The 17,078-nt window shown below is 48.1% G+C and carries 13 protein-coding genes and 1 riboswitch; of the genes, 2 read left to right on the forward strand and 11 right to left on the reverse strand.

Going from position 1 to position 17,078, the window contains the following annotated elements:
- Positions 1-89 precede the first annotated feature (89 nt).
- A complete protein-coding gene (locus BLHYD_RS08885; protein WP_005945934.1) occupies positions 90-1,043 on the reverse strand; it encodes a DnaJ C-terminal domain-containing protein in 954 nt (317 codons plus the stop codon).
- A gap of 228 nt (positions 1,044-1,271) precedes the next feature.
- Entirely contained in the window at positions 1,272-3,041 is a 1,770-nt protein-coding gene (locus tag BLHYD_RS08890) for an aryl-sulfate sulfotransferase (RefSeq protein WP_005945936.1), read from the reverse strand.
- 171 nt (positions 3,042-3,212) lie between these two features.
- Between BLHYD_RS08890 and BLHYD_RS08895 the strand changes: the two genes are divergently transcribed.
- Positions 3,213-3,443, forward strand: coding sequence for a FeoA family protein (locus tag BLHYD_RS08895; RefSeq protein WP_040350287.1), 231 nt, complete (start codon positions 3,213-3,215; stop codon positions 3,441-3,443).
- Positions 3,440-5,518 (forward strand): ferrous iron transport protein B, encoded by a 2,079-nt coding sequence (gene feoB / locus BLHYD_RS08900; protein WP_005945940.1) that lies wholly within the window; start codon positions 3,440-3,442, stop codon positions 5,516-5,518. The genes BLHYD_RS08895 and feoB overlap by 4 nt, the downstream gene beginning before the upstream one ends.
- Before the next feature lie 71 nt (positions 5,519-5,589).
- Here feoB and BLHYD_RS08905 read toward each other — a convergent pair whose 3' ends face one another.
- The 9 genes from BLHYD_RS08905 to BLHYD_RS08945 form a co-directional block, all read right to left on the reverse strand.
- Positions 5,590-5,760, reverse strand: a complete 171-nt coding sequence (locus BLHYD_RS08905; RefSeq protein ID WP_005945942.1) for a DUF362 domain-containing protein — start codon at positions 5,758-5,760, stop codon at positions 5,590-5,592.
- Between the two features lie 20 nt (positions 5,761-5,780).
- Entirely contained in the window at positions 5,781-7,544 is a 1,764-nt protein-coding gene (locus BLHYD_RS08910) for a 2Fe-2S iron-sulfur cluster binding domain-containing protein (protein ID WP_005945944.1), read from the reverse strand.
- 47 nt (positions 7,545-7,591) lie between these two features.
- A complete protein-coding gene (gene fdhF / locus BLHYD_RS08915) occupies positions 7,592-10,426 on the reverse strand; it encodes a formate dehydrogenase subunit alpha (protein ID WP_005945946.1) in 2,835 nt (944 codons plus the stop codon).
- Between the two features lie 153 nt (positions 10,427-10,579).
- A complete protein-coding gene (locus tag BLHYD_RS08920; protein ID WP_005945948.1) occupies positions 10,580-11,842 on the reverse strand; it encodes a formate dehydrogenase accessory sulfurtransferase FdhD in 1,263 nt (420 codons plus the stop codon).
- Between the two features lie 76 nt (positions 11,843-11,918).
- Positions 11,919-12,003: riboswitch (ZMP/ZTP riboswitch) on the reverse strand.
- Between the two features lie 58 nt (positions 12,004-12,061).
- Positions 12,062-12,502 carry an MOSC domain-containing protein gene (locus BLHYD_RS08925; RefSeq protein WP_005945951.1) on the reverse strand — a complete coding sequence of 147 codons (441 nt, stop codon included), beginning with the start codon at positions 12,500-12,502 and terminating at the stop codon, positions 12,062-12,064.
- A gap of 11 nt (positions 12,503-12,513) precedes the next feature.
- Positions 12,514-14,439 carry a molybdopterin biosynthesis protein gene (locus tag BLHYD_RS08930; protein ID WP_005945953.1) on the reverse strand — a complete coding sequence of 642 codons (1,926 nt, stop codon included), beginning with the start codon at positions 14,437-14,439 and terminating at the stop codon, positions 12,514-12,516.
- 14 nt (positions 14,440-14,453) lie between these two features.
- Positions 14,454-15,686, reverse strand: coding sequence for a molybdopterin molybdotransferase MoeA (locus BLHYD_RS08935; protein ID WP_260784502.1), 1,233 nt, complete (start codon positions 15,684-15,686; stop codon positions 14,454-14,456).
- Complete coding sequence (locus tag BLHYD_RS08940) at positions 15,687-16,394, reverse strand: ATP-binding cassette domain-containing protein (protein WP_005945959.1); 708 nt, start codon at positions 16,392-16,394, stop codon at positions 15,687-15,689.
- Positions 16,381-17,067: an ABC transporter permease gene (locus tag BLHYD_RS08945; protein ID WP_005945961.1), complete on the reverse strand. Its 687-nt coding sequence runs from the start codon at positions 17,065-17,067 to the stop codon at positions 16,381-16,383. Before BLHYD_RS08945 ends, BLHYD_RS08940 begins: the two co-directional genes overlap by 14 nt.
- Between the last annotated feature and the right edge of the window lie 11 nt (positions 17,068-17,078).

Here is a 17,078-nt window from a genome sequence, read left to right on the forward strand (position 1 = left end):
TCCCCCGATTTTCCAGAAGACTCCGCACGATGCGCAACAGTTCCCGCTGGTGATAACCTGCCTGTGTCTGTTTTTCATGAAATACTGACTTACGCCACACCTTCCCTGCGCTTCTTTCCCTGCTTGCACACACTCTCATACTCTCTTAATTTTTGTCTCTCTTCCGAGCTGAGAGCTCTCGGAACTTGAATCTGCACCGTCGCATATAAATCGCCTCGTATGGAAGAGTTCTTCATGGACACGATTCCTTTTCCTCTCAACCGAATCTTCGTCCCGGACTGAGTCCCCGCTTTGATCTGGCATCTTGCCTGACCATCCAAGGTCTGAATCAGCGCCTCGCCTCCGAACACAGCCGTCGTAAACGGAATCTCCACCGTTGTATACACATCCTGTCCCTCCCGGTGAAAGCCACGTTTTTCCTTTACTCTTACCTTCATCAGCAAATCCCCTGACTGACCGCCGGCGAATCCTGGTTCTCCTTTTCCCCGAAGTCGAATACTCTTTCCGTCCTCAATCCCTGCTGGAATGCAAACCTGCAAAGACTGCACTCTTCCGTCTGGCCGTTGGATACTGATAACTTTTTCGCACCCAAAAGCAGCCTCGTCAAAGCTGACTGTAACCTCCGTCCTCAGGTCTGCGCCCTTTCTGCCAGAATAGTCCTGCCGCTGAAATCCATTTTCTCTAAAATCCTCTCCATGAAAGAAACTGCCAAACATCTCTTTCAAGATATCATCCATACCCCCATTCTCATAATGGTATTCCTGATAATTCCCATTCTGTCCTCCAAACCCGCGATAAGTCCCTGAGCCACCTTCCTCGAAAGCCTCATGGCCGAACCGATCATAAAGCGTCCTTTTTTCTGGGTCACTGAGTATGTTATACGCCTCTGTCACTTCCTTAAATCTTTGTTCCGCATTCCCATTCCCTGGGTTCGTATCTGGATGATATCTTTTCGCCAGTTTTCTATAAGCTTTCTTTAAAGTCTTTTCATCTGCACTTCTGTCAACGCCAAGAACCTCATAATAATCTTTCTTTGCCGTCATTTCACATCACCCTCATTTCTGTTTAAAGCTTCGCCGCCGAATTCTGTTCACACAATTTTCGGCAATTCCCCTCGCATTTCAATAAGGCAACTCCCCCGAGTCGCCCCGGGGGAGATAGATCTAAAATGCTCAGGCAATCATTGTTATATGTGTAATATAACAAATATCTTTTTTGCTGTCAAGTCAGAAATTTTATCTGCAATCAAAGTCAGCTTTGTATACCGCCCATTATGGCTCCAAAAACCAAAAATTTTCCATGGTGAGTTTAAAAGTACGGTATCCCTGCATCGTACACGTATAAGCATACTCTCGAATCAGTTCCCCTTGACTGTCATATTCGCCAAAGACATTTGCCATTCCGCTGTTCACGATCCAATTGTCTGTGTTACTGGCAGGAGCTGCGTTAGAGACAATGCTAGAATATGGCACCTCAAAAGAGCTCTCCAACCGATATGACCGCTCATTCTCATCAATCTCATAGATATAGACCTGACTGCTGACTCCTTCGCCCCCATACAGTTCCGTACCCACAGAGTCATCCAAATCGGCTTCATAATCACGAGTATTCAAAGACCAAAAATTGTTATTGTACATCCGCAGTTCATAGACACCCGGCTCATTTTTCGCCCCTACATACTCGACGCTGTGCTGCCCATACTGAGGCACAAAATCCCCTTCTTTTGTCAGGCATAAGTCTGCATACGCAGTATCTTCCCAAAAAGCGCTGTCACCAACCAACCAGTCCAGACTTGGGCTATTATGTATACTCTGAACTTTTATAATCGTGGAGGTCTCTCTAGAAGAGACGACAAGACTGTCATTCTCCTGCATATACTGTAGTGTATTCAAATGAATCCAGTCTTCCTCCCCTGCCTGCCAGAAGAAATCATCGGCGGCAGAGACCGGGCGTGTCTCCTGCTCATAGTATTCGTTCATGATCTTTTTAAAATCCAAAAGCTCTGTCACCTCACCCGATTTCAAATCAATCTCCAACACCAAATCTTCCACATTCGCCGTATCTTCGTGTTCTGCCAGTGCCAGAATTTTCCCCTCTTTCGCCGGCTGAATGTCATGGTGCAACTGATATCCGTCCAAAGAATAAGTTTGAATCACTCTGCCTACCCCATCCATCCGGGCAAGTTTTGATGAGGACACACAAGTCAAAATTGTGCCGTCTCCCTGATCTAAAATTCGATCGAGACCATAGCCTTCCAGAACCATCTCATACCTCATCACTCCCTCATTGTCAAAAAAGAATCCATAACCTAGATATCCATTGGTTCGCATCATCGCGTACAGACCGTCAGAGAGTCCTTCCACGCTCTCACCTTGCGTGTACTCCAACTGTGTGGGATATCCAGACTTGTTCTCAGGCATTGTAATCTCAAAAGAAACTTTTTTTCTCACGTTTCCCCAGGTACCTGTCATCGTCATGGTCACCTTGTTAGTCTTTCCTGGTACAAGTCCAATGATCTGAAATTCATGTTCTTTTGTATATTCTTTTGCACTGCTATCTCTGGCAACGGCTGAGTAATCTAAGATTGAATCGTCTTCCACGGAAATCTTATAGCTTATTTTAGTGGCATAATCTGTGGTAAAGTAAAGATACAAGCCGTTGCTGCCAGTACCATAAGGATTCAACACAGCCAATGGGGCATCCGCATCCCAGTCAGTCCTAAATTCTTTCAGTGTCTCCAAGGTTCCTCTTAGCCGGTCCTGAACGTCCGTGTCATAATAAGTAAATCCTTCTTCCTCGATTTCAAATGGAACAAGCCGCAAAATAGGCAAGTCTGATTCCAGCCCCGCATCATTTAGTCGGACTTCCTCTTCCTCGTCTGTTCCCACCAAACTGCTGACTTCCTCCGACCAGTTATCTCTGATTGCCTGTTCCTGAGCTGTAAAATGCTTTGACACAACCATCACAATGAGCGGAATCAAAATCACGAGCAAAAGCGCCACAATCATTGCAATTTTTACCCTCTTTTTTCGGAACTTCATATGGTTTTTCCCCCTCTAACTTTCTCACATGATTTCTTTCATAATATCACAAGCACTTCCAATTCATCTACATTTTTTCTGTTTTTTCACATTCAGCCCGTCCGCTGCATACTCTATAGTATCGTTTATCACGCAGTTGAACCACTTCTGCCAATAAAGGAGGACCTATCTATGAATTTATCAGACATAAAGCCCAGACACTACGGAATTGTCACTGGCTTTGCAAAAAGCTCACAGATACGCCGGCGTCTCCAAGACTTAGGAGTTATCCGCGGCACGAAAATAGAGTGTATCAGCAGGAGTCCTCTCGGAGATCCCAGCGCTTACCTAATCCGAAAGACGATCATTGCGCTACGCAGGGAAGACGCAGAACAAATTTATATCAGTGAGGTAGATCAATGAAAAGAATCATAGCGTTAGCTGGAAATCCCAATGTGGGAAAAAGTACAGTTTTCAACGCGCTCACCGGCATGAATCAGCACACAGGAAACTGGCCTGGAAAGACGGTGGAATGTGCTAAAGGAATCTACCGTCAGGAAGACGTTACCTATCAGCTTGTGGACCTTCCTGGCTGCTATTCCCTGCTGGCACACTCTGAGGAAGAAGAAATCGCCAGAGATTTTATCTGCTTTGAACATCCACAAGCCGTTGTCGCCGTTTGCGACGCAACCTGTCTGGAGAGGAATCTAAACCTAGTTCTGCAAATTATGGAAACTACCAGGCAGCTAGTGCTCTGTGTCAACCTGCTGGACGAGGCCAAAAAGAAAAAAGTAAAAGTAGACCTGGACCTGCTCTCGCAAGAGCTGAACATTCCCGTCGTCGGAACCGCGGCGCGGCAACAAAAAGGACTGGGAGATATTTTCACAGGCATCGCCTTGCTAAAAACCGGAAAATACGGAAAAAAAGAAGCGGTACACTATCCGCTCCCTCTGGAACATGCCATCCAAAAACTCCTAGAACCCCTTCAACAAACACTCGGCTCCCAATTAAACGCCCGCTGGGCCTGCATCCGTCTTTTAGAGGACTATGATAATTTTACACTTACTTTGAAACAAAAACTTGAGATTTCTCTGTCTGAGTATCCTGAGATCATCTCCCTTCTCACGGAAGTAAAAAAAGAGCTGGAAACACAGGGTTACACGACCGAGGTGATTCGGGATGTCATTGCTGAGAGTTTCATTCACCGCTGCGAGACCATCTGTAAAAAAGCAGTCACTTTTGAAGATGTACAGTATGCAAAGTTCGACCGGAAGCTAGACCACCTGTTCACCAGTAAAGCTACAGGATTTCCGATCATGTTTCTGCTGCTTTTTCTGATCTTTTGGCTCACCATCAGCGGAGCAAACTTTCCTTCTTCCCTTCTGTCATCCGGACTGTTCTGGGTCGAGGACCGGCTTGTAGATTTCGCAATTTCGATTCAGCTTCCCAAAGCCATCTACTCCCCGCTGATTTTTGGAATGTATCGGGTCCTAGCCTGGGTCGTCTCCGTGATGCTGCCCCCTATGGCAATCTTTTTTCCGCTTTTTACACTTCTAGAAGATTTCGGATACCTCCCCCGGGTAGCTTTTAATCTAGACCGCTGCTTCAAAAAATGCTGTGCCTGCGGAAAACAGGCCCTGACGATGTGTATGGGCTTTGGCTGCAACGCCGTGGGCGTCACTGGATGCAGAATCATAGATTCCCCCAGAGAGCGCATCATAGCCATCCTCACCAACAGCTTGGTACCCTGTAATGGCAGATTTCCCACAATCCTAACCATCCTCTCACTTTTCATAGCCGGCGGTGCCACAGGGCTATCTGCCTCACTCCTTGGGGCTTTCTGTCTGGCCTTAGTCATTCTCCTGGGAATCTGCATGACCTTAGTGGCATCTAAAGTGTTATCCAAAACTCTCCTAAAGGGAATGCCTTCTTCTTTTACGCTAGAACTGCCTCCATACAGACGGCCGCAGATTGGAAAAGTAATCATCCGCTCCGTTTGCGACCGTACTTTGTTTGTGCTTGGCAGAGCCATCCTCATAGCTGCCCCTGCCGGTCTGCTGATCTGGATGACGGCAAACATCACCGTCGGCGGCACCGCCGTCTTAAATCACTGTGTAAACTTTCTCGACCCCTTTGCCAGACTTTTGGGCCTGGACGGAGTAATTTTAATGGCTTTCCTCCTGGGAATGCCTGCCAACGAAATCGTGATTCCCATTATGTTGATGACCTACCTGGCAAAAGGAAGTCTGCTAGAGATGGAGGACCTGAACCTCATGCGCCAACTGCTCGTGGACAACGGCTGGACCTGGATTACCGCTGTAAGCACTGTGTTATTCTCGCTGATGCACTGGCCCTGTGGGACTACTCTTATGACCATCCACAAAGAGACACAGAGTCTGAAATGGACCTTCGTCTCCATCTTAGTACCCACACTGATGGGAATGAGCCTGTGCTTCTTATTCACAGCCTGTGCTCACTTCCTGATGGGGGTTCTTTGATTTTTCCGTCCAAAAGTCAGCCTAAAAAGAGGCTCCCCGGACAAACCGAGGCGCCTCTTTCCTATTATAATCTAAATCTCGTCAATTGCCTTATTGGGGCAGACATCTATACAGTTCCCACACTGTAAACACTTCCTGTAATTGATACAGAATTTTTTTTCTTCTTCTACAATCGCCTTGTTTGGGCACTCAGATTCACAGGCCCCACACTTTACACAGCGGTCTGTTATAACAAAAGCCATAAATTCTCACCTTGCCTTTCCTACCTTACTTCGCCACTGCGGTCCATATAGGCAGTGTGCAGCAGGTGATGCGAAATATGACCACAGGGTTCTTTGAGATACTCCTCATAGAGCTTCTGTACCTCTTTGTTCTCATGGGATCTTCGGATCGCACTGTTTTTATCACTCTCATACATCTGATCCATTCTTCTGGCAATCATATCCGGTGAAGCGGTCAAGGGAGCTCCGCCGCCATTTAAGCAGCCGCCGGGACAGGCCATAACTTCTATAAAATGATAAGGAGATTTCCCGGCCCGGATGTCTTCCATCACCGGCTTTACATTTCCGATTCCATTGACAATAGCAATCTTTACTTCCAAATCCCCAATCTTCACAGATGCCTCTTTCAGTCCCTTGTAGCCCCTTGCTTCCTGGTAGTCAATCTGGTCAATCTTTCCTCCGGTCAGTTTCCACACCACCGTGCGCAGCGCGGCTTCCATGACACCTCCTGTCGTGCCAAAGATACGGCCAGCGCCGGAACCCTCGCCCATAAAGTCATCAAACTCTTCTTCCTGAATCGCGGCAAGGTTGATTCCACGAAGCTTGAATAATTTCGCTGCCTCTCTGGTCGTGAGTACGATATCTACGTCTCGGCCATTTTCGCTCTCCATCTCTGTCCTGTCCCGCTCAAATTTCTTCGCGACACAAGGCATGATGGAAATCTGGCAAATATTCTCAGCAGGCACACCAATCTTCTCGGGCAGATAGTTTTTGACCAAAGCTCCAAACATCTGCTGCGGCGACTTACAGGTAGAAAGATGGTCTAACTGATCCGGGTAATGATACTCCATATATTTTACCCATCCAGGACAACAAGAAGTCATCATTGGAAGCACGCCACCCTTTGTCACACGCTGAATAAACTCTGTCCCCTCTTCCATAATCGTCACATCTGCGCTGAAATCCGTGGTAAACGCATAGCCTCCCAACTGCTTCATAGCTGCCGAAATCTTTTTCGTCACATCGGTTCCCGGCGGAAGGCAAAATTCCTCTCCCAGTGTGTTTTGAATCGCTGGAGCCATCTGCCATACCACTGTCGTATTGGGATCATCCAAGGCTGCTATCGCCTTATGTATACTGTCTTTCTCTGTCAGCGCAGCAACCGGACAGACTTTCACGCACTGGCCGCAATTGATACAAGCCGTAGCAGACAGATTCACATCCTTCTTCGTGTTCACATAGCGTTCTCCCGTCTCCTCATTGCATTTCATCTCATAGATTCCGATTTTCTGTACTTCCTCGCACACAGTCACACAGCGTCCGCAGGCAATACACTTGTCCATATCCCGGACCATTGCCGGGCTAGAATCGTCGATTCCCCTTCCAGGTACATTGCGTTTCTCGGGATTGATTCCGAACAGGTATGAGACATTCTGAAGCTGACAGTTTCCCCCTGTTTTCTGACAGGTCAAACAATCGTTGGGGTGTCTCTCCAAAATCTCTCTCAGCCTCTCCTTTCGGTATGCATCCACCGCTGGAGTGTTGGTGTAAATAACCATGCCGTCTTTCGCGCGCACACGACAAGAACGACGAATAATCCTGCCTCCCTCTTCCTCGATTTCCACCGCGCAGATTCCACAGGCACCGGTGGGAGTCAAGCCTTTTAGATAACACAAGGTGGGAATTTCAATCCCTGCTGATCTGGCAGCCTCCAAAATAGATGATTCTGGTGGACAGACTACCTTCTTACCGTCAATCGTACAGACAATGTCCTCTTTCAGCATTCCGCCATACACTTCATACATAACTTTTCATTCCTTTCTGAGCATCCATTACTTTCCTACCCCCATATTCACTGCGCCTGGACAGAGCCTGTCAGGTTTTCCGCAGTGTGCTCCCGATACGCGGTGCTGATGGGGTCTTCCCGGTCATAATACTCAATTTCTCTGTTCCGCGCTTTTTCCGTGAGCTCCTTCGCTTTTTTTCCATCAACCTTTTCTATTTTTACACCGATCTGTTTAAAGCCCGGAATTTTGCTGACTGGGTCGAGATGTTCTGAGTCTGAGAGAACATTGGCTCCTCCTGCATAATGGAAAGGCATCCAGGCCACTCCCGGTCTCAGAGTATCCGCAATTCTTGCCTCCACATACACAGAGCCTCTCGGCGAGGATACTTTCACCCAATCGCCGCCCTGAATTCCCAGATCTTTTGCATCACTTGGGTCTATCTCAATCCAGTTTCTGGGAGCTGTGAAATGGATACCCGGTGTCTTGTCCGTCTGGGTCCTCGTATGGTAATGATAGAGTATCCGGCAGGAAGTCAGCACAATCGGATACTCAGGATTGCAGGTATCCGGCGACGGTATCCAGTCCAGAGCTTTCAAAAGCCCGCGGCCTCTGCCCGGTCCGTTCACATGCAGGATCGGCGTACCCGGATGCTCCAGGGTAGGACAGGGCCACTGAACCCCTTCCTTCTCAATTTTCTCATAAGTAATTCCCGCATAAGAAGGCGTCACCGTTCTCATCTCATTGAAGACATCCTCCACCGTGTCATAGTGGCAGGGATAGCCGATTCGATTCATAACCTCCATAATCGTCCACCAGTCGTCCTTACATTCCCCTTTTACACTGGCAGCTTTTCGTATTCTCTGTACACGACGTTCCGTATTTGTAAAAGTACCATCTTTTTCCGCAAAAGCCTTCGATGGCAGCACCACATCTGCATATTCCGTGGTCTCATTGGGGAAAATATCCTGTACCACGACAAAAGCCTTTTCCAGAGCATGTTTCACATGATTGGAATCTGGGTCAGAAACCATTGGATTTTCACCCATAATATACAGAAGTTTTACTTTGTCTTCCAGTATTGCCGGTATCGTCTCTGTCACCGTATATCCCTTATTCGGACTGAGCTTCACACCCCAAGCTTTCTCAAACTTCTCCTGTACCTCAGGATTAAATACTTTTTGGTACGCTGGGTAATCGGTTGGCAGTGCCCCCATGTCGCAAGCCCCCTGTACATTGTTCTGTCCACGCAGAGGATTCACGCCGCTGCCCTTCTTGCCAATGTTCCCGGTCACCAGCGCCAGATTGCTCAGACTGGATACATTGTCCGTTCCATTGACATGCTGGGTGATTCCCATCGCATAAGCAATATAGGATTTATGTGTGCTCGCGTAGAGCCTTGCCGCCTGAATAATCAGATCTTTATCGACCCCACAGATCTCTGCCGTCTTCTCCGGCGTGTATTTCTTTACAATCTCTCTCAGCTCTTCAATACCTTCGGTATATTTTTCTATATATTCCTTGTCTTCCAGTCCCTCTTCAAAAATCACATGCAGCATCCCGTTGCTCAAAGCCACGCTGCTTCCCGGATTGATTTGCAGATAGATATCCGCGATCTCAGCCAGAGGAATGCGTACTGGGTCTGCGACGATGATTTTCTTGCCCATACGGTGTGCCTGACGCACATACATTCCCATCACCGGATGGGTTTCTGTTGTGTTGGAACCAGTGATAAAAATCACATCCGCGTCTTTGATTTCCGCGATACAGTTGGTCATTGCTCCGCTTCCGAGGGTCGCCGCCAGCCCTGCAACCGTGGAACTGTGACAAAGACGTGCACAGTGATCGACGTTGTTCGTCCCCACCGCTGCCCGTATAAATTTCTGGAACAGATAGCTGTCCTCGTTTACTGTTCTGGCGGAGGAAAAACCGGCAATCGCATCCGGGCCAAATTCTTTCTTTATTTTCAGAATTTTCTCTGCCACAAAATCCAAGGCTTCTTCCCAGGAAACCCTCTCCAACTTCCCGTTTCTGCGAATCATCGGATATTTCAGTCGGTCTTCATGATTGATAAACTCATAGGCAAACTTACCTTTTACACAGAGAAGTCCTTGATTGGAAGGGCCATTGGCCGGCTTCGCGTCCACAATCACTCCATCCTTGACAGAAAAATCAATCTGGCATCCGACACCACAGTATGCACAGGTCGTCCGGACTTTTTGTGTCTCCCACTCCCGGAATTCGTGGAGGGATTTCGGCATCAGCGCCCCCACAGGACAGACAGACACACAGTTGCCGCAGGAGACACAGGCTGTCTCTGCCATGGTGTCTCCCCCATTGGGAACCACATAGGCTACAGCTCCTCTTTGAGCCATTGCCAGCGCATTGATTCCCACCAGCTCCCTACAGGTTCTCACACATTTTCCGCAGCGGATACACTTATCCATCTCCTGGTAATAAAAACGGTTGGAAGTATCTTTCTCCCGGTGTTCGTAAGGCACCACATACTGGGCTTCCTTCACCCCGTACATTTCGCAGTACTTTTGCAACTTACAGGCGCCCAGCTTCCTACAGTTCATACAGTCCAAGGGATGAGTGGCAATCATCCGGTTTAAAATCCCGATGCGGGCTTTCTTAACCTCTTCTGACTCTGTCCAGACCACCATTCCCTCCCGAGCCTCCGTGTTGCAGGCAGTCAAGAGGCTGACCTCCCCTTCCACCTCGCAGGAACATATTTTGCAGTCCCCGTACTCACTGCAATTGCTACAGTGTTTTGCCGGCATTCTTTCCAAATCGTCAAAACAAAATGTGGGGATGAACACCCCTATTTTCTTAGCAGCCTGTAGAATCGTACTGCCTTCTTCCACTTCGACAGCTCTGTCGTTGATTTTTAGTGTTATCATACCCTTCCTCCTTATCCAAATCAAACATCGGACATGTCTGACTTTTCTCATTTTTAAAAATGATTATCCCATACTCAATTATATATTATATAATTCTTTGAAAAAAATCAATTTTTATATTATTTGTTATTTCAATATCCAAATAATTCCAAATTATTTTTCACTTATCTTCACATGACCCATATGATAAATATTTCCTGTCTCTTTTCTGATAAATCCCAACAGTGTAATGTCCTCTTTTTTGGCAAGAGCCACTGCACTGCCAGTCACCGCAGCCCTGGACAATACCACCGAAAACCCAGCCTGAATTGCTTTTTGAAGATAGTCCTGCGATATCCGCCCGCTACTGAACACCGCACATTTTGGGATCGGTATTTCATATTTCAGCGCATAGCCAATGACCTTGTCCAAAGCGTTATGCCTGCCAATATCCTCCATAGAGCAAAGCACCCTACCTTCCATCATGAGCACACAACTGTGAGCGCATCCAGTATCTGAAAAAAGAGTTCCCGGATTTTCAAACATTTCCTTGGCAGCCTGGAAAATTTTTTTCAGGCTTATACTTTCCACTGGGTCCGCATGTACAGGCTTGATTTCTCCTGCTAAGTCTCCCAACAAAAATCTTCTTCCCAGGGATAATTCCTCCATATGTGTCGGTGTGCACGAAATGGAAATCTCTCTTCCATCTTTCAGTCTGAGGCCGTATTGGTATTCCAGCGCCACGTCATCCTCTTTTTCTTGAAATTGATTCCCTGTAATTTTTAAAATCTGTACTCTTTCTTTTTCCATCTTCCCTCCTCGTCCTTCTGTCGTCCCATCTGGCCGGCTCTCTAACAGTCTTTTATAGAGCTCCGGAGTATTTACATTCAGAATCTGATCTTCCGGGATATCCCTCAAAAAGCACTCATATCCCCATCGGTCCAGTACCCGGAATACCGGAAGCGCACGTTCCTTTATCATCTCTTCTATCGTCTCTGCCATAGCCACCGGATAAACACCGATCAGCGGTTCCTTACGCACACCATGCTCCCACAGCAGCGGAATCTCCCTCCCCCTCGTCAATCCCCTTCGGTGTCTCTCATGATACACCAAAAGCTCCTCTAAAATTTCTGGCGAAAGCCTCGGCACATCCACTGGAAGCACCAGACAAAAAGGCGTCTCCATCTCTTTCATACAGGCATGGAGTCCTCCGAGCGGCCCGCGGTCCGGATACCGGTCCCATACAACCTCCCCGACGTCCCCCTCAAGCTCAAATCCCGACACAAAAATCCGGTCAATCCCAACTTCTTTTGCCTTGTCGATAATCAGCTCCGCGAAGGTCTTTCCGCCATACAAAAGCCGCGCCTTATCTTTTCCCATTCTCAGACTCTTCCCGCCTGCCAAAAGCAGGAGGGAATAGACGTCCTTTCTGTCCATTACTTTTCTCCTCTATTTTTTCTGTGACAAGATTTATATGATTATATCAAAAAAGGCAACATTCACCCTCTTAAGTAAATGTTGCCCAGACGGTCGGCATGCCACAGAGACAGACTCCCACGTGGTTCTCCACATTAAATCCGTCAGTCGTCAGCTCTGTTTTTTGTTAATTTAGCATACCACTTCCCGGTTTTTTTGTCAATATTTTGTGAACTTTTCCTATTTCTGTCCAGTATTGATCTTGACATCATCTCCTGTCCGCAGCCATCCGCCCCTGGCGACCTTGGCGAACACTGCCTGTCTTCGCAAAGAACAGTCCTGCCCTGACTTCGCTAGTTCACACAGTTCAGGATAACATTTTTTAAAAACTTCGGTAATCTGCAAAACCACCTCTCCCATCCTCAGAAAAGTACCCGGGGAAGTCTTTGAAAAGTCAATCCCTTCCACCTGTACGTTTTCTTTGAACTTTTTCAGACAGAAGCCTTCCTCCTGAAAATCTCTGACTTCTACTGGGAGAATGGAAATCTGTCTTTGAAGGTCGCTCCCGTGCCAGTCGCCTTTGATACCGTCTTCCACGGTCAGCTCACAGGCATCACAGGAGATCGGCGCTGCACCCTTTTTCTCATAGATAAAGATTTTCGATATTTTTCCTAGCCCCATAGAATACCTCCTCACTTCATTGACCGGCTGTCTATCCTCACGATTTGTCCCGCCTCTTCCCAGGAATAACCTCCCAGTTCCCTTAATTTTTCATGGAACCTTTCAGATTTTAAAATTTGAAGGAAGCATTTCACCAGCGGAAGCTCTAAGTCTTCTTGATAGAGAGCAAAATCATAGGATTCGTCTCCCACCGGCAAGAAATCCAGCCCCATGGCCTTCGCCGCTGAAAACACTCCCATTCCCGCATCTGCTCCCCCTGAGGCAACCTGAGCAGCTACAGCCATATGCGTCGTGGCTTCACAGTCATACCCGGAAATCTCCTCCGGCGAAATCTGTTCTTTTTTTAGCAGATAATCTAATAAAATCCTTGTCCCTGCTCCCCTCTGCCGATTTACATAGCGGCATCTTTTTAAATCCTCAATCCCGCAAATACCCATGGGGTTGCCTTTTTTCACCATCAATCCCTGCACCCGGCCGACTCCTCGAATCAGAGCCATTGGCTCCTTAAAAATTCGCTTCAGATAACTTTGATTGTAGACGCCGGTGTCTTCATCCAGAAGATGTACCGGCGCGATATGAGCCTCTCTCCTTTTCAGAGCCATCAGTCCGCCCATGCTTCCCACATGCGTGCTAGACAAGTACATCCCTCTGCTGACCTCCGGCATCAAATCCGCCATCACATCCAAAATCAGATCATGACTGCCTATCACCACCAAAGTATTTTCTATTTCCTGAATATCCCGGTAAAGCTCCACGCTCACCGTCTCTGATGCCTCCACACCTTCGCTGTTTTGGGGAATCACGCAGAAGCCGTCTGCACGCACCATAGACATGGCTGCTCCGGCCCCCCTAGCCAGCGGTGCCGCCACCAGCTTCTCTCCCACCTTGCCGACTTTCACCCGGATATACTCTCTGTGTTTGAGACTGGAGACAAGCCTTTTGGAAATTACTGCGTCTACAACAGGATTTTTTCTGCATGTAAAATCTCCCAGCATCGAAAGTACTGGTATCACGAAATTTTCAAATCCAATATAGGCACTCACCGGATATCCCGGCAGGCCAATCACTGGACAGTCATCCACGACAGCCAGAATGACTGGTTTTCCAGGCTTGATCGCAACCCCATGAACCACCACCTCTCCCAGCTCTCTGAGCACATGGACGGTATAGTCTTCTGTCCCTGCGCTGGAACCAGCGTTTATAATTACCAGATCGTATTTTTGAGCCGCCTCTTTGACCGCCCTGCGAATTTTCTCATAGTCGTCGGGAATCACCGGAAAACGCTTAGCCCTTGCTCCTTGCTCCCGCGCCAAATTCTCAAACATACGGGAATTCGATTCAATGATACTGCCCTCCACAGGAGTCTCCCCCGGCTCGATAATTTCTGTACCTGTGGGGAAAATTGCCACGGACGGCTGCACCGCGACTTCTATCTCAGTGATGCCTGCGGAGAGTAAAACTCCCACATCAATGGCACGTATTTTGTGGTGTCCGGGCAGAATCATCTCTCCTGCCACGATGTCCTCGCCAATAGGGCGAATATGCTGCCACGGCGCAGCCGCCTCCACAATCCGCACTTGTCCTTCTTTCCCGGTCTCCAAGAGATCCTCCGCCATAATCACCCCGTCATAAGGAGGACTCACCGGATCTCCCGTATCTACAACCTGATAATCCTCCCCTTCTGTCAGCTCCACCGGCCTGACCTCCGAGGCACCTTTCGTTCTCTGCGTGACTACCGCAATGCCGTCCATGGCCGCAGAATTAAACAGGGGGGAGCAGTATTTCGCATAGACTGCGGAGCGGGTCACCCGGTTCAGACTTTCGGTCACAGGTATCCGTTCCCATTTTACCTCGATCACCGTCTCCAAAACTTTTTTATATTTTTCCAATGCTTCTTCCACAGATATCGTCTTTAAATACAGATTTCTCTTCTTCATCTTTACCTCACATCTCAAAAAAGTTCTACCCAGACTAATTCGCCGGTCTTTAAGCCTTCCTTTCCCATGGGAATCCTCACATAACCGTCCGCTTTCGTCAGCGTGCGCATCAAGCCAGATTTTCCCAGGACCGGTCTGGCCGTATAGCCTTCTCCATCTCCTGGGAACAGTTCAACCATGACACAGGTGTCCTTGCCTGGCGCTGCCGGAATGTTGCTCTGCATAGAGGCCGGTATTTTCAAACTGTCTGCCTCTCCGGTCCTCCACTGTTCCAGCCACTTTGCCAAAAGTCTGAAAACCATGAGGGCGGCCGCCGGATGTCCAGGCAGACCCATCAATATGGTCTGCGAGGGCTCATCCACGGCTAAGATTGTCGGCTTTCCCGGCTTCAAGGCAAGACCGTGAGTAAACACCCCAGGGTCTGCCAGACGATCCAGCAGCTTCGCCGTGATATCTTTCTTTCCCTGGGAGCTGCCCCCTGAGATCACAACCAGGTCACTGTCTTCCATTCCAAGGCGCAAAGCCTTCTCCAAAAGTTCTTCCTGGTCAGGAAGCACCTGGGTCTTCACCTCTTCAAATCCGATCTCACGGGCCAACTGCCGCAGTGCAGGTGTATTGATATCATATACCTGCGCTAAGCCAAGCTCTCCACCTACCTGCACAAGCTCATCCCCTGTGGAGAGAATTGTCACCTTTAGAGGACGATAGACCTCCACGGTACGTCTGCTGTTTCCCGCCAGCGCCCCGATTTGTGCCGCAGCCAATCTGGTTCCTCTGGGAAGAATCGTCTCTCCTTTTTCTACGTCTTCTCCGATCTGCACCACATTCCCGCCGGACGCAAGCGCGTGATAGACCGCAGTGCAGGATTGGTCGAACAATTCACAGTACTCCACCATCACCACTGCATCTGCACCTTCAGGAATCATCCCCCCAGTGGGAACATAGGAACAGGTCCCGCTGACCACCCTCTTTTTTGCCGGTTTTCCGATCTCAATCTCTTCCATGATATCTAAGAATACTGGCACTCCATCGCTGGCCCCCTGGGTATCCGCCGCAATCACCGCGTAACCGTCCACCGTGGAGCGCAAAAACGAAGGCAACGGGACCTCTGCCTTAACATCACGAGAAAGCACCCTGCCGGCCGCCTCCTCGATGGGAATGACCTCCGTCTTTTTGATATCCCAGGTGATCTGTTTCAATAATTTTTCTCTCGCCTGCTCCAGGCTGTCCACTCTCAGAAGTTTCATCTACTCATTCCTCCTGTCAAACGCGCTTTCGCTCAAAATCTCTCCTCTCAGGAAATGCCGCACCTCAGGGACCTCAGAGTGAAACAACACCTCCCTGGCCGGCCCGCTTTGCACAACCTTTCCCTTGTAAAAAACATGAACTCTATCACAGAGCCTTGCAATATGGCTCAGACTGTGACTGATCAGCATCCAGGTATTTCCTTCTATTTCCCGGGTCCTTAAAATCTGTTTTTCAAAAAACTCTACGCTATCAGGATCTAGATTCGACAGTGTCTCGTCAATCATTACAAAACGAGGATGAAAGCAGAGAGCTCTTATCATGGACACTTTCTGCTGTTCCCCGCTGGAAAGACTTCTCGCAGCCTGCCGCTCTTTCCCTGCCATACCGCAGCTTTCCAAATAGGCCCCAATCTTTTCCCGATCAGGACGTGTTCCCCTTATTTTCAGCGGATAAACAATATTTTCATAGACTGTATCATGCAGCAGATAGGGTCTTTGGCTCGTCATGGTGATCTCCCTCATATTCAATCCTTCATACTCAATATGCCCGCTGTCAGGGGACAAGATTCCCATAATCAGTTTCATGAGGGTGGTTTTTCCACTGCCGTTCCCTCCGATCAATCCGTGGATACACCCTTCTTCTATCTCTAAATGGTCAATCTGAAGGACAAATTGACCAACTCTTTTTTCCAAGTTAATAATTTTCATTTTCTTTCGACTCCTTCTGAAAGAAATCTGCCAGACACTGGAGAAGAAACGCCATCACTAGCAACAAAATTCCCAAAGTTAGGCCTTCTGTGAAAATCCCCTGACTTTTCAGCAGGGAGATCGCTGTCGTCATCGTTCTGGTATGCCCTTTGATATTTCCGCCCACTAGCATCACCGCTCCCACTTCACTGATGGAACGGCCAAATCCGCTGACGATGGCAAAATAGATCTCGTGTTTCATCTCCCTTAAAATCAACAGATTTGTCTGAAGTTTTCCAGCTCCCATCGTCTTCGCAAAAACCCGGACCGCAGGCGCTGTTTTGTTTCCGTAAGTGTAAATCATTCCACAGATAATTGGTGTGATAATGATTGTCTGGGCTAAAATCATTCCTTCCACAGTAAACAAAAGTTCCAACTTTCCCAGAGGGCCTCTGCGCATGGTCAACATATATACAATAAGCCCCACGACTACCGGGGGCACTCCCATCAAAGTTCTGTTTATACGAACGACTACCCTCTTTCCTGGAAAAGAAAATCTCTCCAAAGCAAGTCCTAAAACAATTCCTAGAACAGCAGAAATAAAAGTAGAAGTTACCGCCATTCGAAAAGTAACCCGAATGGCGTCGTAAACTCCTACGTCCGAAAAAATCTCTTCGATCATTGTCTTCAGCATGGAAAATCTCC

The organism is Blautia hydrogenotrophica DSM 10507 (assembly GCF_034356035.1).
Lineage (GTDB): Bacteria > Bacillota > Clostridia > Lachnospirales > Lachnospiraceae > Blautia_A > Blautia_A hydrogenotrophica.